General features: G+C 72.2%; 18 protein-coding genes. 10 read left to right on the forward strand and 8 right to left on the reverse strand.

Annotation, left to right across the window (positions count from 1 at the left end; all coding sequences use genetic code 11):
• Complete coding sequence (locus tag DJ74_RS10135) at positions 1 to 2,286, reverse strand: AAA family ATPase (protein ID WP_094527161.1); 2,286 nt, start codon at positions 2,284 to 2,286, stop codon at positions 1 to 3.
• Between the two features lie 135 nt (positions 2,287 to 2,421).
• Between DJ74_RS10135 and endA the strand changes: the two genes are divergently transcribed.
• Positions 2,422 to 3,606 carry a tRNA-intron lyase gene (gene endA / locus DJ74_RS10140; RefSeq protein WP_094523616.1) on the forward strand — a complete coding sequence of 395 codons (1,185 nt, stop codon included), beginning with the start codon at positions 2,422 to 2,424 and terminating at the stop codon, positions 3,604 to 3,606.
• A 111-nt stretch (positions 3,607 to 3,717) separates the two neighbouring features.
• On the opposite strand, the gene DJ74_RS10145 is transcribed toward endA, so the two are convergent.
• The gene (locus DJ74_RS10145; RefSeq protein WP_170938357.1) at positions 3,718 to 4,425 is read right to left on the reverse strand and encodes a universal stress protein; all 708 of its coding nucleotides are present in this window, start codon (positions 4,423 to 4,425) and stop codon (positions 3,718 to 3,720) included.
• A 214-nt stretch (positions 4,426 to 4,639) separates the two neighbouring features.
• Here DJ74_RS10145 and DJ74_RS10150 point away from each other — a divergent pair, with 214 nt between their 5' ends.
• Together DJ74_RS10150 and DJ74_RS10155 are read left to right on the forward strand one after the other, a co-directional pair.
• Positions 4,640 to 5,242 carry an LURP-one-related/scramblase family protein gene (locus DJ74_RS10150; protein WP_094523612.1) on the forward strand — a complete coding sequence of 201 codons (603 nt, stop codon included), beginning with the start codon at positions 4,640 to 4,642 and terminating at the stop codon, positions 5,240 to 5,242.
• A 111-nt stretch (positions 5,243 to 5,353) separates the two neighbouring features.
• Positions 5,354 to 5,563 (forward strand): hypothetical protein, encoded by a 210-nt coding sequence (locus DJ74_RS10155; protein WP_094527163.1) that lies wholly within the window; start codon positions 5,354 to 5,356, stop codon positions 5,561 to 5,563.
• A 47-nt stretch (positions 5,564 to 5,610) separates the two neighbouring features.
• On the opposite strand, the gene serS is transcribed toward DJ74_RS10155, so the two are convergent.
• The 3 genes from serS to DJ74_RS10170 form a co-directional block, all read right to left on the reverse strand.
• Positions 5,611 to 6,981 carry a serine--tRNA ligase gene (gene serS, locus DJ74_RS10160; RefSeq protein ID WP_094523608.1) on the reverse strand — a complete coding sequence of 457 codons (1,371 nt, stop codon included), beginning with the start codon at positions 6,979 to 6,981 and terminating at the stop codon, positions 5,611 to 5,613.
• Between the two features lie 134 nt (positions 6,982 to 7,115).
• Positions 7,116 to 7,352: a hypothetical protein gene (locus DJ74_RS10165; protein WP_094527164.1), complete on the reverse strand. Its 237-nt coding sequence runs from the start codon at positions 7,350 to 7,352 to the stop codon at positions 7,116 to 7,118.
• A gap of 55 nt (positions 7,353 to 7,407) precedes the next feature.
• Positions 7,408 to 7,917, reverse strand: a complete 510-nt coding sequence (locus DJ74_RS10170; RefSeq protein ID WP_094527196.1) for a hypothetical protein — start codon at positions 7,915 to 7,917, stop codon at positions 7,408 to 7,410.
• A gap of 84 nt (positions 7,918 to 8,001) precedes the next feature.
• On the opposite strand from DJ74_RS10170, the gene DJ74_RS10175 reads away from it, so the two are divergent.
• The 5 genes from DJ74_RS10175 to yciH all read left to right on the forward strand — a co-directional run bounded on the left by DJ74_RS10175 (position 8,002) and on the right by yciH (position 14,532).
• Positions 8,002 to 9,378 carry a dihydroorotase gene (locus tag DJ74_RS10175; RefSeq protein WP_094527165.1) on the forward strand — a complete coding sequence of 459 codons (1,377 nt, stop codon included), beginning with the start codon at positions 8,002 to 8,004 and terminating at the stop codon, positions 9,376 to 9,378.
• Between the two features lie 256 nt (positions 9,379 to 9,634).
• Positions 9,635 to 10,624 carry a MoxR family ATPase gene (locus tag DJ74_RS10180; RefSeq protein ID WP_094527166.1) on the forward strand — a complete coding sequence of 330 codons (990 nt, stop codon included), beginning with the start codon at positions 9,635 to 9,637 and terminating at the stop codon, positions 10,622 to 10,624.
• A gap of 6 nt (positions 10,625 to 10,630) precedes the next feature.
• Complete coding sequence (locus DJ74_RS10185) at positions 10,631 to 11,821, forward strand: DUF58 domain-containing protein (RefSeq protein WP_254922162.1); 1,191 nt, start codon at positions 10,631 to 10,633, stop codon at positions 11,819 to 11,821.
• Entirely contained in the window at positions 11,818 to 14,106 is a 2,289-nt protein-coding gene (locus tag DJ74_RS10190; RefSeq protein WP_094527167.1) for a DUF3488 and DUF4129 domain-containing transglutaminase family protein, read from the forward strand. The genes DJ74_RS10185 and DJ74_RS10190 overlap by 4 nt, the downstream gene beginning before the upstream one ends.
• Before the next feature lie 132 nt (positions 14,107 to 14,238).
• On the forward strand, positions 14,239 to 14,532 hold the full coding sequence (gene yciH / locus DJ74_RS10195) for a stress response translation initiation inhibitor YciH (protein WP_004596695.1): 294 nt from the start codon (positions 14,239 to 14,241) through the stop codon (positions 14,530 to 14,532).
• 107 nt (positions 14,533 to 14,639) lie between these two features.
• Here the strand turns inward: yciH and DJ74_RS10200 are convergent, their stop codons facing one another.
• Positions 14,640 to 15,473, reverse strand: a complete 834-nt coding sequence (locus DJ74_RS10200) for a geranylgeranylglycerol-phosphate geranylgeranyltransferase (protein ID WP_094527198.1) — start codon at positions 15,471 to 15,473, stop codon at positions 14,640 to 14,642.
• 177 nt (positions 15,474 to 15,650) lie between these two features.
• Here DJ74_RS10200 and DJ74_RS10205 point away from each other — a divergent pair, with 177 nt between their 5' ends.
• A complete protein-coding gene (locus tag DJ74_RS10205; protein ID WP_176451163.1) occupies positions 15,651 to 16,694 on the forward strand; it encodes a cell division protein FtsA in 1,044 nt (347 codons plus the stop codon).
• Positions 16,695 to 16,838: 144 nt separating this feature from the next.
• Entirely contained in the window at positions 16,839 to 17,450 is a 612-nt protein-coding gene (locus DJ74_RS10210; RefSeq protein ID WP_094527168.1) for a helix-turn-helix domain-containing protein, read from the forward strand.
• Positions 17,451 to 17,486: 36 nt separating this feature from the next.
• Here DJ74_RS10210 and DJ74_RS10215 read toward each other — a convergent pair whose 3' ends face one another.
• Both DJ74_RS10215 and DJ74_RS10220 read right to left on the reverse strand, forming a co-directional pair.
• The gene (locus tag DJ74_RS10215; protein ID WP_094523590.1) at positions 17,487 to 18,710 is read right to left on the reverse strand and encodes a TIGR04347 family pseudo-SAM/SPASM protein; all 1,224 of its coding nucleotides are present in this window, start codon (positions 18,708 to 18,710) and stop codon (positions 17,487 to 17,489) included.
• Positions 18,707 to 19,117, reverse strand: coding sequence for an Htur_1727 family rSAM-partnered candidate RiPP (locus DJ74_RS10220; protein ID WP_094523588.1), 411 nt, complete (start codon positions 19,115 to 19,117; stop codon positions 18,707 to 18,709). The genes DJ74_RS10215 and DJ74_RS10220 overlap by 4 nt, the downstream gene beginning before the upstream one ends.
• Positions 19,118 to 19,250: the final 133 nt, after the last annotated feature.

Here is a 19,250-nt window from a genome sequence, read left to right on the forward strand (position 1 = left end):
TCAGGGCGTCGCGGGCCGCACCGTCTCCAGCGCCGCCGCGAAGTCGTCGCTCGTGATCCCGACCTCGTCGGCGTGGTCGTTCGCGGCCGCGCCGTGCTCGTCGGCGACGCGCTCGATGGCGACCAGCGCGGCCTCGCGGCACAGCGAGGCGATCTCGGCGCCCGAGTACCCCTCGGTCTCGTCGGCGAGGTGCTCCAGGTCGACCCCCTCCACGAGCGGCTTCTCGCGGGTGTGGACGTCGAGGATCTTCCGGCGCGCCTCGCGGTCGGGCTCGGGCACCTCGATGTGGGTCTCCAGTCGCCCCGGCCTGAGCAGGGCCGGATCGAGCGCGTTCCGCCGGTTCGTCGCCGCGAGCACGACGAGGTTCGGGTTGTCGCTGGCGCGGTCGAGCTCCGTCAGGAGCTGGGAGACGACGCGCTCGCCGACGCCGGAGCCGTCCCCGCCGGCACCGTCGCGGTCGGCCGCGATGGCGTCGATCTCGTCGAAGAAGACGATCACGGGAGCCGCCTGCCGGGCGCGGTCGAACAGGTCGCGGACCGCCTTCTCGGACTCGCCGACGTACCGGTCGAGCAGCTCCGGGCCGGCGACCTGTATGAAGTTGACGCCGCTCTCGCCGGCGATCGCCCGTGCGAGCAGCGTCTTCCCGGTGCCCGGGGGGCCGTGCAGCAGGACGCCCGTCGGCGGGTCGGCGTCGGCGGCGTCGAACAGCGGGCCGTACGTCAGCGGCCACGTGACGGCGCGCTCTAACTTCTCTTTGGCCTCCGGCAACCCTCCGACGTCGGTAAAGTCGGTGGTCGGCTGCTCGGCGACGTACTCCCGCATCGCGCTCGGTTCGACGTTAGCGTGAGCGGCCTCGAAGTCGGCCTCCGAGACGGTCACGTCGTCGAGCGCCCGCTCGTCCGACTCGCGGGCGCGGCGCAGCGCCGTCATCGCCGCCTCCTGCGCGAGCCCCTCGATGTCGGCGCCGACGAAGCCGTGCGTCCGGCTCGCGATCTGGTCTAACTCAACGTCGTCGGCGAGGGGCATCCGGCGCGTGTGGACGTCGAGGATCTGTCGCCGGCCGGCCTCGCCGGGGACGCCGATCTCGATCTCGCGGTCGAACCGGCCGCCGCGTCGGAGCGCGGGATCGAGGGTGTCGACCCGGTTCGTCGCCCCGATGACGATCACGTCGCCGCGGGCGTCGAGCCCGTCCATCAGCGAGAGCAGCTGGCCGACGACGCGGTTCTCCACGTCGCCGCCGTCGTCGCGTTTGCCCGCGATCGAGTCGATCTCGTCGAAGAAAATGATCGCGGGAGCGGTCTCGCTCGCGCGCTCGAACACGTCCCGGAGACGCTCCTCCGACTCGCCCTTGTACTTCGACATGATCTCCGGCCCGTCGACGGTGATGAACTCGGCGTCGACCTCGTTGGCCACGGCGCGGGCGATCAGCGTCTTCCCCGTGCCCGGCGGGCCGTGCAGCAGGACCCCCTTCGGCGGGTCGATGCCGAGCCGAGTGAACACCTCGGGCTCGGAGAGGGGGAGCTCGATCGTCTCGCGCACCAGCTCCAGCTCCTCGTCGAGCCCGCCGATGTCCTCGTAGGTCGCGCCCGCGGTGTGCTCGGCGGGCGGGGTGCTCTCGCCGCCGGCGGGGGGCGTCCGGGAGCCCGGCGTCGCGCCGCCCGAGCCGACCGACCCGCCGGTCTGTCGGCGGTCCGGGTCGCTCCGGTCGCCCCGGTCGGCGTCGGTTCGGCCGCGAGCGCCGTCGCGGCCCTCGGAGCGCGCGGGACCGTCGCCCTCGCCGTCCCCGTACGTCACCGAGACGTCGGTCCGGTTCGTCACGCGCACCGTGCCGGCCGGGCTCGTCTCGGCGACGACGAACCGGAGCCCGCCGAGCCGCTCGACGTGGACCGCCTCGCCCTCGGTGACGGGGCGGTCGCGGAGGTCGCGGGAGAGCGCGCGCTCGACCACCTCGCGGCTCACGTCGACGTCGGCGAGCCGCGCGGGCGCGGCGAGGGCGACGCGGTCGGCGTCCTCGACGGTGACTGGCGCGACGGTGACGGCGTCGCCGACCTTCACGCCGGCGTTCGCGCGGGTGTCGGCGTCGATGAGGACTGAGCCGTCCGTCGCGTCGGGGCCGCCGGGCCACACCTTCGCGACCGCGACGCGGTCGCCGCGGATCTCGACGGTGTCGCCGCTGAGGAGGCCGAGCCGCTTCCGGGCGGGTTCGGGGAGCCTGGCTATCCCCCGGCCCGCGTCCCGCTTCTCGGCGGCACGCACCGTGAGCCGGAGGCCTGCGGTGTCGTTCATGGGTCCCGTACTCGCCGATCGCCCTTTACCCTTGTCCGGGCGGTGGCGACGAGCGCCGTCGCCGACCGGATCGCCCCGCCGTCGACCCGTCCGCCGACCGCAACCCCCTTACCTCGTCCGGGCCCGCCTTCGGGTATGCAACCGACAGGGCACCTGCGCGGCGACGCGGTCCGGGTCGCCGGCGACGCCCGCCAGCGGTTCTACGACTCCCGGGGGTACGGCCGGCCGCTCGACGGGAACGAGATCGCGCTCTCGCGCGTCGAGGCGGCCCACCTCCTCTTCCGCGGCGACCTCTCCGGCGTCGCCCTCGCCCCCGACGCCGACCCGGTCGGATTCGAGCGGTTCTTCGTCGAGAGCGCGGCCGCCGCCGACCGGTTCGCGGTGCGATACCTCGTCTACTCGGACCTCCGCGACCGCGGCTTCTACCTCTCGCCCGCCCGGGACCCCTGGCCCGGCGGGACCGCGGCCGTGCCCGACGCGGTCGACTTCGTCGCCTACGAGCGCGGCTCGACGCCCGACACGGGGAACGTGGAGTACCCGGTGCAGGTCGTCGGCGAGCGCGAGTCCCTGCCCGCCGCCGGGCTCGCCGGCCGCACCCTCGCGGTCGTCGACGAGGAGTCCGACATCACCTACTTCGCGGCGACCGCGGGCCGGATCGAGGGCGCGACCGACTACGAGCCCCCGGAGCGCCTCGACGGGGTCCTGCTCTCGGACCGCGTCGTCGTCTGGGACGCCCCCGATCCCCTCTACGAGCGCGGCTTCTACGGCCAGCCGCTCACCGGCCGCGCGGCGGCGGTCGAGGGGGCGCTCCAGCTCTCCCTGGTCGAGGCCGCGTCGCTCGCCGCCGACGGCGTCCTGTCGCTGTCGGCGTCGGTGGGGGCGGCGGGAGCGAGCTCCGGCGGCGGCACCGCGGACGGGACGGCGCCGGACGGCCCCGCGGCCGCGGTCGTCGCCCGCGGCCGCGACGTCGAGGGCGAGCGGTTCGACCGCCGGCTCGCCGTGTACAGGCGCCTCCGCGCGGCCGACGCCGTCCCGAAGACCGGCTTCAAGTTCGGCGCCGACTTCCGGACGTACCTCGACGTGGAGACGGTCGAGGACCTGCCGCACTCCGAGCACCTCGTGCGGGTCGTCGACGCCGACCACCGGTTCTCGCCCCGCGAGCTCTCGCTCGACGTGCGGCTCGCGGGCGGCGTCCGCAAGGAGATGGTGTTCGCGCTGACGGCGGCGGGCAACGAGGACCGGGTGGCGGCCGGCGACGCGAGCGAGGCCGCGGCCGCCGCCGAAGTGGAGTGGCTCTCGATCGTCCGTCTGACTCCCTGAGCGCCCCCCGGGAACCGGTGTCGCGTCGATCTCTGGCGTCCGCCCGGGTCCTCCTCGACCGGACCCACGCACCGAGCCGGGACCGCCGACCGGCCCGAAAGCCGACGCCGATCACCGGAGGATTAACACCGGGACGTCACGCTCGTCGACGATGTACTCGCCGATGGGGCCGAAGATCCGGTCGCCGAGGTCGCGCTCCGTTTCGCCCAAGACGATGAGGTCGTACCCCCGAGCCGCCTGACTCAGTTCGAAGGCCACGTCGGTTCCCGTCCGGACGGTCCGGTTGATCCGCATCTCCGGAACGCCGGCGTCGGCGAGCGCCGACGCCGTTTGCTTCAGGATCCGCTGGCCCTCCGATTCGCCATCCGGGTCGTCGGGGTCGGCGATGTGGACGAGATCGACCGACAGCAGTTCGTCCTCCGCGACGATGTCGAGCAGCGTGGCCTTCCGCTCCGCGTTCGGCAGACTGCGGGCCGCTATCAGCACTTTCCCGAGCGTGTTCGCCGCTCCGGGGAGGAGGATCGCGTCGACGGCGTCTCGCTCGACGATCTGTTGTCGCGCCGCCACTCGGTCGTGACCGAACACGAGGTCGTGGTCGGCGCGGACGCCCTCCCGCTCGAACCGCTCGGCTATCTCTTCGAGCTCCGACGTGAATTCGTCCCCGCGTTCGGCCCGCGCCTCCTCGGGCGATTCCCCGTCGTCGAGGTGGTAGAAGCCGACCACCTCGGCGTCCGGATATTTGAAGCCCTTGAGGAAGCCCGTCGTCGGGACGTCGGGGTCGGGGAATTCGACGAACACGAGAACGTTCGGGTGCTCCATATTTGGCCATACAGATTCGATCCGGTAATAATTTTGTGTGGAAAAACGAGAAGGTCGTTGTGTTTGTCCTTCAAAAGACTTCTTAACCGTATTAGATGAGCGTTCGGATCGCATGGCTGGATGGGGCCAGGTCGGCCGGGACGGCGCAGGCGACCGGCTCCGTCCGAGCGAACCGAGCGGAACCGTTTTCCGACGCCTGACTCTCTTGCCGCCCATGAGCGAGTACTCCGTGTTCCCCTCCGACTCGGACGCCTACGACATCTCCACCGTCGACCTCAGCGACGACCGCTACGAGGTGAAGCAGTCGGCGATCCGGAACAAGTACACCGTTCGCGACGGGGCCGGAAACGTCGTCTTACGCGGGAAACAGAAGATGTTCAAGCTGAAAGAGGAGTTCCCGTTCGTCACCGGCGACGGCGACGACGCCTTCTCGGTGAAGGCGGGCGGCGTCATCGACATCGGCGGCAGCTACGCGATCGTCGACTCCGGCACCGGCGAGGAGGTCGTCGTCCTCGACGAGGACTACTCGCTGTTCGTCGAGAACTGGACGATCCGCGACCCCGAGACGGGGGAGGCGCTGGCGACCATCAAGTCGAAGAGCAAGCCGATGGCGGCGCTCCGGCATCTGATCTCGGTCGCGAACCTCGTCCCGAACAAGTACGAGATATTCGACGCCGACGGCGGCCACGTCGGCGACATCGAAGGGAAGTTCTCGCTGCGGGACGCCTACACGGTCACCATCGACGACGCGAGCGACGTGCCGAAGGAGGCGGTCGTCGCCGCCGCGTGCATCCTCGACGCCTTAGAGAACCAGTAGCCGCCCGGCGACCGGGGTCGCTCGGGCGGTCGTGCGAACCGCGTCGGAACCGTCGTCCGCGCGCCGTCCGGAGAGGAAAGAGCTATACTCGGATGCGCCGAGCGTCCGCCCATGCAACTGCCCGAGTCGTTCGACCGGTCGCTGGCCCTCCGGCAGTCGACCGTGTACGTCGCGGCGTTCTGCGCGGTCTTCGCCGTCGTCTCGTACGTCGCCGGGGGGAGCGTTCCGCTCGGCGTGGCGACCGGGTTCGTGATGGCGGCCGTCACGGTCGGCTACTACGCGTGGAACGGGGAGCTCGGCGTCCCCCCACAGCGAGGCTGAGTCCGCCCCGGCGCCCCCTCCGCGGCGACCGAGACGCGACGCGCCGCCTACTCCCCGCCCAGCTTCGACTCGCCGACCGCGTCGTGGCCCTCGATGACCTCGGTGCCGCCCATGTACGGGCGGAGCGCCTCGGGGACGGTGACGGTGCCGTCGTCGTTCTGGTAGTACTCCAGGATGGCGACGACGATCCGCGGGACCGCGAGCCCGGAGCCGTTCAACGTGTGGAGGTGCTCCGCCGACTCGTGGTGCTCCTCGCGGTAGCGGATCCCGGCGCGGCGCGCCTGGAAGTCCTCGAAGTTGGAGACCGAGGAGACCTCCAGCCAGCGGCCGCCCTCGGCGGGGCCCTCGTCCATGTCGTCGGCGGGCGCCCACACCTCTATGTCGTACTTCTTCGCCTGCGTGAACCCGAGGTCGCCGGTGCACATCTCCAAGATGCGGTAGGGGAGTTCGAGGCGGCGCAGCACCTCCTCGGCCTCGTCGACGAGGCCGTCGAAGCGCTCGTCGCTCTCCTCGGGCCGGACGAAGTTCACCATCTCCACCTTGTTGAACTGGTGGACGCGGACGATCCCGCGCGTCTCGGTGCCGTGCTCGCCCGCCTCCTGCCGGAAGTTCGGCGTGTACGCCTGGTACTTCAGCGGGAGGTCCTCACCGAGCAGGATCTCGTCGCGGTGGAGGTTCGTGACGGGCACCTCCGCCGTCGGGAGCAGCCAGAGGTCGTCGTCGTCGTACGCCTCCTCGTTCGACCCCTCGACCCGGTAGGCGTCCTCGGTGAACTTCGGGAGCTGTCCGGTGCCGCGCATCGACGCCGAATTGACGGGAATCGGCGGGAACACGTCCTCGTACCCCTGCTCGCGGTGGACGTCCAGCATGAACTGGATCAGCGCGTGCTCCAGCCGGGCGCCGTCGCCCTTCGCGACGTAGAAGCCGGCGCCGGCGACCTTCGCGCCGCGCTCGAAGTCGAGGATCTCCAGCTCCTCGCCGAGGTCGTAGTGAGGTTCCACGTCGTCGGGGAGCTCCCGGAGGTCGTCGAACCCCTCGCGGCGGCGCTCGACGTTCTCCGACTCGTCGGCGCCGACGGGGACGGAGTCCTGCGGGACCTGCGGGAGTTCGAGCAGCGACGCCTCCAGTTCCGTCTCCAGCTCTTCGGCGCGCTCCTCGACGTCCTGGAGTTCGGCCTTCAGCTCCTGGGAGCGCTCTATCGCCTCTTGGGCCGCCTCCTCCTCGCCGCGCTGTTTGAGCTCGCCGATCGTCGAGGAGACCTCGTTGCGCTCGTGGCGCAGGTCGTCCCCGCGCTGTTTCAGCTCCCGCCACTCCTCGTCGACGTCGAGTATCCGGTCGAGGTCCACGTCGACGCCCTTGTTGGCTAGCGCCTCGCGGACGACCTCTGGGTTCTCCCGGACGAACTGTCGAGACAGCATTTGTCGGGGATTCCGCGGGACGACCCAAAACCGTATCGGAGCGTCGGCATCGGTTGGCACGGATCGCGGGAGCGGTCTCGACGGAGGGTCCCCGAGGGCGGAGCTCGCGGGGGCGAACGGCGGCGGTCGGCGTCTCAGGGGATGAACGCGAAGTTCGCGACCACCATGAGGAGCGCGAGTCCGGCGACGACGACGCCCATGATCCGCATCAGCAAAATCCGCGTCTCGCTCGGCTCGATCCGCGTCGTCCCGTCGGGACCGTGGGCCTGCCAGCTCGTCATCCGGCGGGGAAACGCGGCCATCGCCAGCGCGCCGACGGCGACGAGGAGGGGGACGGCGACGAAGAACAGTCGGAAGGGTGCGGGGAACATGTCGGAGAACTGTCCCACGGCTCATCAAAATCTTACGGTTTCGACGGACGCGCCGTCAGTACCCGCCAGGCAGCGCCATGCCGACCGCGAGCGCGACCAGCGGCACCGCGGCGACGACCGCGTACCACAGCCCGGCGGCGACGAGGAGCGCCCACGTGGAGGGGCCGTACCCGGTCGGGTCCCAGTCCACGCCGAGCCGCGGGAGCCCGGCCGCGGCGACCGCCGGGGCGACGAAGCCGACGACGATCCCGCCGAACAGCGCGGTGTCGAGGAACCCCTCGCTCCAGCCGGGGCCGGCCTCGCCGACGAGCGCGACGGTGAGGACGACGCCGGCGAGGTACGGGACCGAGAGCGCGAGCGCGACGCCGACGTACGAGGGGACCGGCCGCCCCGCCGGCGGGAGCGTGCGGAACAGCGCCCGGAACCGCGCCGAGAGCAGGAAGGGGGTCCAGCAGACGGCGGCGACGAGTCCGGGGAGGGCGAACAGCGCGATCAGTGAGAGCCAGGCGATCAGCGTGTCGACGACCGCGGGGACGCCGGCGACGCCGAGGGGACCGAGGACCATGAGCGGACTCTCGGCGGACGTGTCAAACGCTTTGTGGTGGCGCGGATCACCACGGTTTAAGCGTCGGGCCGCGAGCGCGTACCCATGCTCATCTCCGGTGCGGAGCTCGCCGACGGGCGGGTCCGCGACGTCCGTGTTCGAGACGGAACCGTCGACGCGGTCGAGCCGACGAACGCGGGGCTCGACCCGGACCCCGGCGAGCGCGTCGTCGACGCGCGCGGGCGACACCTCCTGCCCGGCGCCGTCGACGCCCACGTCCACTTCCGCGAACCGGGCGGGAGCCACAAGGAGACGTGGGCCTCCGGCTCGCGGAGCGCGGCCGCGGGCGGCGTGACCACCGTCGTCGACCAGCCGAACACCTCGCCGCCGACCGTCGACGGCGACGCCTTCGACGGGAAGGCCGACCTCGCCGCCGACTCGCTCGTCGACTACGGGATCAACGGCGGCGTCACCGCCGACTGGGACCCGGAGAGCCTCTTCGAACGGCCCCTGTTCGCGCTCGGCGAGGTGTTCCTCGCGGACTCGACCGGCGACATGGGGATCGCCGTCGACCTGTTCGAGGAGGCGCTCGCCGAGGCGGCCGCCCGCGACGTCCCCGTCACGGTCCACGCGGAGGACGAGACGCTGTTCGACGCGAGCGCGCTCGACGGCGACCTCGGCGGGGTCGGCGCCGCCGCGAACGCCGACGCGTGGTCGGCCTACCGGACCGCCGAGGCGGAGGTCGCCGCGGTCGAGCGCGCGCTCGACGCGGCCGCCGAGAGCGACGCGCAGGTGCATATCGCCCACACGTCGACGCCGGAGGGGATCGATGCGGTCGTCGCGGCCCGGGAGTCGGAGGCCGGGGGAAGCGGGGACGAGGAGTCGACCGCTGGCGCCGCTCCGCCCACCTGCGAGGTCACCCCGCACCACCTGTTCCTCTCGCGCGAGAACGCCGGCCGACTCGGCACGTTCGGCCGCATGAACCCGCCGCTCCGCTCCGAGGAGCGTCGGGCCGGGGTGTTCGAGCGCCTCCGCGACGGCGACGTCGACGTCGTCGCCACCGACCACGCGCCCCACACCGTCGCGGAGAAGCGGCAGGGCCTCGCGGAGGCGGCGAGCGGCGTCCCGGGCGTGGAGACGCTGTACCCGCTCCTCTTGGAGTCCGTGCGCAAGGGGGAGCTGACGTTGGAACGCGTCCGCGACGTCGTCGCCGCCAACCCAGCGTCGATCTTCGGGGTCGAGGCCAAGGGGCGAGTCGCCGAGGGCGCCGACGCCGACCTCGTCCTCGTCGACCTGACGAACCCGCGCGAGATCGAGGCGGGAGCGCTTCACAGCGCCTGCGGCTGGACGCCGTTCGAGGGGTTGCAGGGCGTCTTCCCGGAGCTGACGCTCGTCCGCGGCGAGGTCGTCTACGAGCGCGACCCCGTGACGGGCGCGGAGTCGTTCGGCGAGGCGGCCGGGCGGAACGTCCGAGTGTCGTAGTTCGGCCAGTCGCGGTTCGGACAGCCGCAGTCCGGGAGTCGTCGTCCGAGAGACGCGGTCCGAACGGGCGCCGGACCGACCGGGACCGGACGTGTACGGCCGGTGCCGCCCGGCGGAACGCATATGCCGTTGCTATCCTAAGCGGGGCCATATCGATGGTCGTGGGTAGCCTTGGCACGGGAGGCGATAGCGAGACCGGCGTACCGACGGATGATATCGGACGACTCGGTCGGGGCGCCGCGGAAGGGACCCCGACATGACTGACGCCGCGGAGACCGGTCCGGCAGGCGTCGACGCCGACGGAACGGGAGAGCCTGAGCGTCCCCCGATGGCGCTCGACGAGGTCGCCGCGCTCGCGGAGCGCGTCGTCGACAACGTCGAGGCGGTGATCGTCGGGAAGCGGGCGGCGATCGAGCACGTCGTGGTCACGGTCCTCGCCCGCGGGCACCTCCTCGTGGAGGACGTGCCTGGCGTCGGGAAGACGACGCTCGCGAAGGCGGTGTCGCGCTCGATCGACGGCTCGTTCAAGCGCGTCCAGTTCACCCCGGACCTCCTCCCCGCCGACGTCACCGGCGTCAACGTGTTCAACCAGCGCACGGACGAGTTCGAGTTCCAGCCCGGACCCGTGTTCGCCAACGTCGTCCTCGGCGACGAGATCAACCGGGCGCCGCCGAAGACGCAGTCGGCCCTGCTGGAGGCGATGGAGGAGGGACAGGTGACGACCGACGGGGAGACGCGGGCCCTCCCGGACCCGTTCTGCGTGATCGCCACCCAGAACGACGTCGAGCCCGGGCAGACGTACGAGCTCCCGGTGGCGGAGGTCGACCGGTTCACGAAGAAGATCCGGCTCGGCTACCCGAGCACCGAGGAGGAGGCCGAGATCATCGGCCGGATGGCGGGCGACCACCCCGTCGACGCCGTGGAGCCGGTCGCGTCGATCGAGGAGGTCCGGCGCGCCCGGGTCGCCGTCGCCGACGTCGACGCGACAGAACCCGTCCGCGAGTACGTCGCGCGGCTGGCGACGTACACGCGGCAGAACGCCCGGCTCGGGGTCAGTCCGCGGGGGAGCCTCGCGCTGCTCCGGACCGCGCAGGCGCGGGCCGCGCTCGACGGCCGCGGGTACGTGATTCCCGACGACGTCCAGGCCGAGGCGCCGACCGTGTTCGCGCACCGCGTCCGCTCCGACTCCGGGACCGACGGGGAACAGGTGGTCGAAGACGCGCTGAACCGGACGAGCGTGGAGTGATCTCTCGTGCCGTCGCCGACCCTCACCCGCCGGGGCCGCGTCGTCGTCGCGGTCTGCGTCGTCGGCGTCGGCATGGCGCTGGCCGCGAGCGGGCGGTCGATCGAGGCGGTCGTCCTGCCGAGCGCCGTCGCGCTCGCGGCCGGGTACGTCCAGCTCGCCCGGATCGAGGAGCCGGCGGCCAGGCGGAGCCTCCCGCCGGAAGGGTTCGTCGGCGAGACCGGCGAGGTGCGGCTCTCGTTCCACTCCCGGGGGGCGGGCGAGCTGTCGCCGACGTACGTCGCCGACGTCGCCGACGCGCTCGACGACGGGCTGGAGGGGCCGACGGAGCCGGTCCGCACCTCCGTCGGCGACGCGCCGGCGACGTACCGCGTCCGCTACCTGCGCCGGGGCGAGCGGGAGTTCGGCCCCGTCACGGTGACCGCGAGCGACGTCTTCGGGCTCTTCGAGCGGCAGGCGGTGATCGAGTCGTTCGACGCGACCCTCGCGTACCCGGCGTGCCGCGAGATCCCGACGTGGTTCCGCCGGGCGCTGTACGCCGACGACGCCGTCGGAGCGAGCCGGCGGCGAGAGGAGTTCGACCGCCTGCGCGAGTACGCGCGGGGCGACCCCCTCCGCGACGTCCACTGGCCCGCGACCGCGAAGCACGGCGAGATCGTGGTGAAGGCGTTCGCCGCGGAGACCGAGCGCGGCCGCGTGGCGATCGCCGGCGAGGCCGGAGGCGAAGGCGCGGGGACGGCGAGGGAAACCGAACGCCGGAGCGACCGAAATCCCGCCGACGACCTCGCGAGCGCGGCCGCCAGCCTCGCGCTCGCGCTGCTTGACGACGGCGTGCCGGTGGACCTGACGCTCCCCAACGGCGAGGTCTCGGCGGACCCGGGCGCGCGGGGGCGACGGGCGGTGCTCGAACTGGCCGCGCGGACGCGTCCCGGCACGGTCGGCGACGACGAGGCTGACGTGCGCGTCGTCGCCGACGAGCGCGGCGCCCGGTACCGCGTCGGCGACCGGGCGGTCGCGTTCGACGAAGTGGCCGGGGCGACGGTCCGCGGGGCGGGCGACGGCGAGACGAGCGTCGACGAGGCGGCGACCGGTCCCCCGGACGACGGCTCCGGCGCTGCGGTCGCCGACGACGGCGGGGCCGGAGAGACCGCGCCCGGCGGGGCGCCGTCCGCGGACCGGAGCGAGGTGATCGGCCGATGAGGGGCCGCCCGCTCGGCGGCGGGAGCGGGTCGGACGACGGGGAGAGCCCCGGCGACGGCGACCTCCGCGGGCGGCTGCGGGCGGTCGTCGACCCGCCGGTCCTCGGCGTCGCGGTCGTCACCGCCGCGTACCTCTCGGTGTTCCTCGCCGCGACCGACGTCGTCGGCGGGTCGACGCGGGCCGCGGTCGCGGTCGCGGTCGCCGGCGCCGCGGGCTTCCTCCTCGCGCGGTGCGTCGGCGAGCGCGCGGCGCTCCGCCTGACGGTCGTCCTGTTCGCCGCGACGCTGGCGGGGTACTACTTCGCGATCCCCGAGAGTCAGCGCGCGCTGTTCTCGGTCCGGCGCGTCGCGATCGACGTGGTCTCGCTGTTGACCGGGCTCTCCATCCTCCGCCTCGCGCTCGCCGACGTCTGGGTCCTCGCGGTCGCGCCGGTGCCGACGTTCCTCGTCGGCTACCTCGTCGGCCGCGGGCGACACGTCGCGGCCGCCGGCGCCGCGGGCGGCACGCTGGCCTTCCTCGTGCTCACCGGCGACGCGGGCGGGACGACCACGCTCGTCGGCGTCGTCGGCGTCGCGCTCGCCGCCGGCCTCTCGACGCTGTCGATGCCGGGCGGGATCCGGGACCACGGCGACACCCTCGCCGCGGTCTTGGCGGCGATGGTCCTCGTGAGCGCGACGCTCACCCTGCTGCCGGCCGGCGCGGCCCAGCCCTGGGGGATCGACCGCGGCACCCCGACGCTGGAGTCGTCGATCGAGGCGGACGACGAGGTCGAGGTCGTCGGCCCGACGCGGCTCTCGCCCGAGGTGCGCTACACGATCGAGAGCCCGGTCGCGGCGAACTGGCACGCCGGCGCCTACGACACCTACACCGGGGACGGCTGGGTGCGGTCCGGCGAGCAGTCGCCGCTCGACGGACCGCTCGACGGGCCCCCGGGCAACGCGACGCGCGTGAACGTCACGATCACCGCCGAGACGGAGTCGCCGTCGCTGCCGGCGCCGTGGCAGGCGGTCGACGTGCGGGGGCCCGCCGCCCAGACCGCACGGGTGGACGAGCACGGGACGCTCCGGCTCGCCGAGCCGCTGGGAGCGGGCGAGTCGGTCACGGTCGAGAGCCGGGTGCCCGACGCCGACCCCGCCGCGCTCCGGAGCGCGGGCACCGACTACGACCCCGCGATCGAGGAGCGGTACACCCAGCTCCCCGAGAGCACCCCCGACCGCGTCGGAGAGCGCACCGAGGAGATCATCGCGGCGTCGAACGCGGAGACCCCGTACGACCGGGCCGTCGCGGTCGAGCGCTACCTGCGCGAGGAGTACGAGTACTCGCTGACCGTCCGGAAGCCCGACGGCGACGTGGCCGACGCGTTCCTCTTCGAGATGGACGCCGGCTACTGCGTCTACTTCGCGACGACGATGACCGCGATGCTGCGATCGCAGGGGATCCCGGCGCAGTTCGTCACCGGCTACTCGGAGGGCGAGCGGATCGGCGAGGACCGGTACGTCGTCCGCGGCCAGGACGCCCACGCGTGGGTCAAGGCGTACTTCCCGGGCCACGGCTGGGTCACCTTCGACCCGACGCCCGCGGCCGAGCGCGAGGAGACCCGGACCGCGCGCCTCGCCGACGCGCGCGCCGCGGGCGACGAGGACGTGGACGTCCCGGCCTCCGAACCCGCTCGGGGCGCGCCGTCGATCGTCCCCGAGGCCGGCGTCAATGACCCGTCGTCGACGACGGCCGACGTGCCGAACGACAGCAACGGGACGGCGGCGACCGGCGGCGACGCGGCCGACGCCGCCGCGCCCGGCGACACCGCGGTCGGAGCGAGACAGGAGGGACTCACCCGCGGCGCCGTCGGCGGCGAGGCGCGGCCGAGCGGGGACGGCTCCCCGATCCCGTCGCGCGAGACCGTCGCCTACTGGCTGGTCGCGGCCGTCATCGGCGTCACCGCCGCCCGCCGTTTCGGCGTCGGCAGGCGCGCGCGCCGCGCCGCGCGCCTCCGCCTTCCGTGGGTCAGTTCCGATCCGGCCACGGACGCCCGGCGCGCGTTCGCCGACCTCGAGTACCTGCTCGGCCGTCGCTACCGCGAGCGGCGCGCCGGGGAGACCCCGCGGGCCTACCTCGACGCGCTCCGGCTCCGCGGCCTCGACGAGCGGGCGCTCGCCGTCGGGGAGACGTACGAGCGGGCGACGTACGCCGGGACGGTGACGCGCGCGGAGGCGGACGAGGCGCGCCGGACCGTTCGGCGGCTCGCGTTGGAGGCGACGCCGGTTCTCGGGCGGCTGTTCGACTGAGGCGGCCGAGCGGCGCCGACCCCCATTCGCGTGCTCGATCCGGTCGCTGGCCCGAAAGAACGGGCGACGGACATCCGACGCGGCCGCACTCCCGACACTATTTAATACGGTCACCCTGTAAGTTCGGCTGTAATGTCGGAAGTCTGCTCGACGTGCGGACTGCCCCAGGAACTCTGCGTCTGCGAGGACGTCGCGAAGGAGTCCCAGCAGATCAGCATCCGCATCGACGAGCGCAGGTACGGTAAGGAGGTAACGGTCATCGAAGGATTCGACCCGAAAGACGTCGACCTGAGTTCCCTCTCGTCGGATCTCAAGTCGAAGTTCGCCTGCGGCGGCACCGTCGAGGACGGCGCCATCGAGCTGCAGGGGAACCACTCGGGCCGCGTGGAGGACTTCCTCCGCGACAAGGGCTTCAACGTCGCGTGACCGTCACCTGACCGTCCGCCGTCGAGCGATACACGGATTCGGTTCTTCGAACGACCCCGTCCGACGAGCCGCGGCGCCGTGAGCCGAGGCGCTCTCCGACCGGCCTTTTAAACGAGGAGCGCCGCCCGGCCGACGACGAACGCGGCCGCCGCGAGGAAGGTGCCGTACTTGAATCGCCGTTGCGCGCTCGTCGGGTCGGCGAACCCCTCGTAGCAGGCGTACAGCATGACCGCGTCGGCGACGGCGACGAGCAGGAGGTAGACGCCGCCGAAGGTGCCCGTGAAGTACGGGGCCGGGCTCGCCGCGACGGCGACGAGGAGCGCGCCGGTGCCGATCCAGAGGGCGCGGTCCTCGCCGACCGCGATCGGGAGCGTGCGGAGCCCCTCCTCGCGGTCGCCGGCCACGTCCTCGACGTCTTTGATCACCTCGCGGGTGAACGTCGAGAGCCCGGCCAGGAGCGCGAGGACGGCGACGGCCGCCGGCTCCCCGACCGCGGCGCCGCCGAACAGGAACGTCGAGCCGACGAGGTAGGAGACGAGGGCGTTGCCGAGCCCCGGTGTCCCCTTAAATACCGTCGTGTAGGTGACGAGCGCGACGAGGTTGACCGCGGCGATGGCGATCGCCAGCGGCGGCAGGAGGGCCGCGAACGCGACGGCGACGAGGAACCAGACGGCGGCGACGCCGAGCGCCCCCCGCGCCGAGACGGCGCCGCGCGGGATCGGGCGGTCGGGCCGATTGACGGCGTCGATGTCGCGGTCGAAGTAGTCGTTGATCGCGTTGCCCGCGGCGACCGCGAACGCGGTGACGACCGCGGCGACGGCCGTGGGGACGACGGCGCCCGCGGCGCCGGCGACGAACGCGCCCGTCCCCGTGAGGACCGCGGCGGCGACGCAGTTCGCCGGCCGCGCCAGCTCCGCAACCCCGCGCGCTGTGTCGTTCACGTCGTCTCGCATCACCGCGGCGCGGCACATAAACGACCCGGGATTCGAGTCGGGGGTCGCGGCGGCCGGAGGCCGTAGCGGGCTCGGGCCACCGCGGGTGCCCGCGGCGCGGCCGCGATTCTCTCGGCTCGGAATCGGCCACGAACGTTTATGAAGTGTGCAATGATACGGACGTGTATGGCTAAAGGCCTGGACGTCGGCACGATGAACATCCTCTCCGGACGACAGGAAGGCGCGGAGACGGTGTTCGTACAGCAGCGGAACTCGTTCGTCGAGATCGAGTACAGCGACATGGCAGAGCAGATGCTCTCTCGCAGCGACGTCCTCCACATCCGCAAGGACGACAAGGTGTACGTCGTCGGCGACGACGCGCTCAACTTCGCGAACATCTTCAACAAGGAGACGCGTCGCCCGATGCAACACGGAATCTTATCCAGCGACGAGGCCTCCGCGATCCCGATGATCAAGCTCATCACCGAGCAGGTGGTCGGCGAGCCCTCGAAGCCGAACGAGCGCCTCTTCTACTCCAGCCCGGCCGACCCGATCGACTCCGGGCTCACGACGCTGTACCACGAGAAGACGCTGGAGTCGATGCTCGGCGACATGGGGTACGACCCCGAGCCGATCAACGAGGGGATGGCGGTCATCTACTCCGAGCTCGCGGACAACAACTTCACCGGGCTCGGGATCAGCTTCGGCGCGGGGATGACCAACGTCTGTCTCGCCTACTACGCGGTGCCCGTCATGAAGTTCTCCATCGCCCGCGGTGGCGACTGGATCGACGAGCAGACGTCGCAGGCCACGGGGACGCCCGTCGACAAGGTGACGAGCATCAAGGAGGACGACTTCGAGCTCGACTTCCGCACCGACGTCGGCGGCGTCGAGGGCGCGCTCGCCATCTACTACGAGAACCTGCTCGACTACGTCATCGAGAACATCAGCCGCGAGGTCGACGAGGAGGACGTCGAGGAGGGGCTCGACGTCCCCGTCGTCGTCACCGGCGGCACCTCCAGCCCGAACGGGTTCAAGGACCTGTTCGCCGACCACCTCGAGGACGCGAGCATCCCGTTCTCGATCAGCGGCGTGCGCTCGGCCGAGGAGCCGATGTACAGCGTCGCCAGCGGCGCGCTGGTCGCGGCCCGCTCCGAGGAGGGCGAGGCGGCCGACGAGAGCGCAGGGGAGCCCGCGGCGGAGGAAGCCGCGCCCGAGTCGGAGGACTGAGCGAACGCTTCCCCGGCTCCGAGAACTGACCGGACCGTCCCGGCTCCGAGCTACCCTCGCCGTCCGCCCCCGCCGCGCGGTCCCGCTTTTTTGATCCGTGAGGACGCGCCGAACGCCTAAGCCGACGGCCGACCGATCGACCGCATGGTCGAAGTCGCGGGTGACGACGGCGACCGACGGCTCCGCGTCGACCTCGAGGTCGACCCGTCCGACGAGTGGGACTGCCCGATCGTCTCGCAGTCGGAACGCGCGTCCGACGTCACCGTCAACGCGGTCGGCGACGAGTGTACGGTCGAAGTGCAACCGCCGGGCGAGGAGGGGATCCGCCGCGCGCGCGGCCAGATCAGCGAGGACTGCCTCTGTCGCGTCTTCCAGGAGTTCGGCTACGTCCCCCGCGTGCGACGGGTCGACGAGGGGACGGTGTCGGTCACGACGTACGTCGACGACCGCGACGCCGTCCGCGAAGTGGTCGCGACGCTCAGGGAGACGCTCGACCGCGTGCGGCTGGTCCGGCTCGCCGTGGTCGCGGGTCCCGAACCGACCGAGCAGGCGACCGTCGACCTCTCCGCGCTCACCCCGAAGCAGCGCGAGGGGATGGAGCTCGCCGTCGTCCGCGGCTACTTCGACGACGCCGCCGACGTCTCCCTCGGCGAGCTCGCCGGCGAGCTGGAGATCAGCAAGTCGGCGCTCTCGCAGCGGCTCCGGTCCGCGCAGGCGAAGCTCGTCACGGACGCCTTCGAGGGAGTCGACGACTGACCGCCGATCACCGAGGGGTTCCCGAGTCCCGTCGGGTCAGTCCGCCGCCGATTCGCCGCGGATCCGCCGTAACGCCTCCGCGCCGTCGCGCTCCGCCTCCGTGAGGTAACACTTCGGATCGGGCGCGAACGGGTCGCCGTGCGCCGAGAGGGCGCGGAGCCGCGAGCCGCCCCGACAGACCTCCTTGTACGCGCAGTCCGCGCACCGCCCGGTGAGCCGTTCCTCGCGGTCGCGGAGCCCGGCGAGGAGCGGGTTCGACTCGTCCGACCAGATCGCGCCGAACGAGCGGTCCCGGACGTTGCCGGGGGAGTACCCCTGCCAGAACTGCGTGAGGTGGACGTTGCCGACGGGGTCGACGTCGGCGACGCGCTCGCCGGTCGGGTCGCCGCCGTTGCGCCGCAGGTGTTCGTGGATGAGCCGGGCGCGGTCCGTGCCGATCTCCCGGTCGGCGTACTCGACGAGGTGACCGGCGTCGGCGTAGTTGCCGACGAGCAGCGTCTCGATCTCCTCGCCCGCGGCGTGGTACTCGCGGGTGAGGTCACAGAGGTCCGTGACCGCCTTCCGGGTCGCCTCCGGGCTCAGGTCCACGTCCGCGATCTCGGCGCCCCGCCCGCCGTAGTCGAGGTGGTAGAAGCAGAAGCGGTCGACGCCGACGTCGACGAGGAGGTCGACGACGCCCGCGAGGTCGTCGACGTTGTGCTCGGTGATCGTGTAGCGAAGCCCGGTCTTGAGCCCGACGTCGAGACAGGCCTCGATCCCGCGGACGGCGGCGTCGAACGCCCCCTCCTCTCCCCGGATCCGGTCGTTGCGCTCGGGGAGCCCGTCGACGGAGACGCCGGCGTACTTGAGTCCCGCCGCCTTCAGCTCTCGGGCGTTCTCGCGGGTGAGCAGGGTCCCGTTCGTCGAGAGGACGGGTCGGATCCCGGCGTCGTCGGCGTACGAGACGAGCTCCGGGAGGTCCTCGCGGACGAGCGGCTCCCCGCCGGAGAAGAGGAGCACCGGGACGCCGAACTCGGCGAGGTCGTCGATGAGCGCCTTCCCCTCCGCCGTCGACAGCTCGTTCGGCGCCCCCTCCCGATCGGCCGCGGCGTAGCAGTGTTCGCAGTAGAGGTTACACCGCTTCGTCGTGTTCCAGACGACGACCGGGCGGCGCTGCTTGTCATCGGTTATCTGCGGCTTCTTCGAGTCCCCCGCGGCGTCGTACCGGAGCCCGTCGCTCTCGGCGTCGAGCCCGCAGAGGAGCTTGCTGACGGAGATCATCGGTCTCCCTCCGGGGCCGTCTCGTCCTCGCGTGCGGGGTCCGAGTCGTTCTCGACCGGTGCGCTGCCGCAGGCGACGGTGGGCGTCCCCTCGGTCTCCTCGTACACGCGCGGTTCGTCGCTCGCGTCGTCACGTGAGGCCGACTCGTCGCCGGACCGCTCGTCCGCCGCCAGCGACTCGGCGGAGTAGCGGTGCGTCTCCTCGGCGGGGCAGACCCACACGTCGCGGGCGTACCAGGCGAAGAGCTTGCTCGCCTCCTCGTGAGCGACGTCCGGCGTCGGCGCCGCGACGGTGCCGACGTGACGGAGCGGATCCGCCTCTTCCTCCCGGACGAACACCTCGAAGCGCCGGCCGTCCGCCGAGCGTGGGCCCCCCGCTCCGGCGGTTCGGTCCGTCTTCTCGACCATACTCGGCGTACGAACGACCCCCCGAACTCGGTTTCGCGCGTTCTCACGGGGGCGAAACCCGCCCGAACACGTTCGGACACCAGGAAAATAAACCGCATGAAGATATAGCAAACCGCGATTTGCGGTCGACTCC

This window comes from Halorubrum sp. Ea8 (genome assembly GCF_002252925.1).
Lineage (GTDB): Archaea > Halobacteriota > Halobacteria > Halobacteriales > Haloferacaceae > Halorubrum.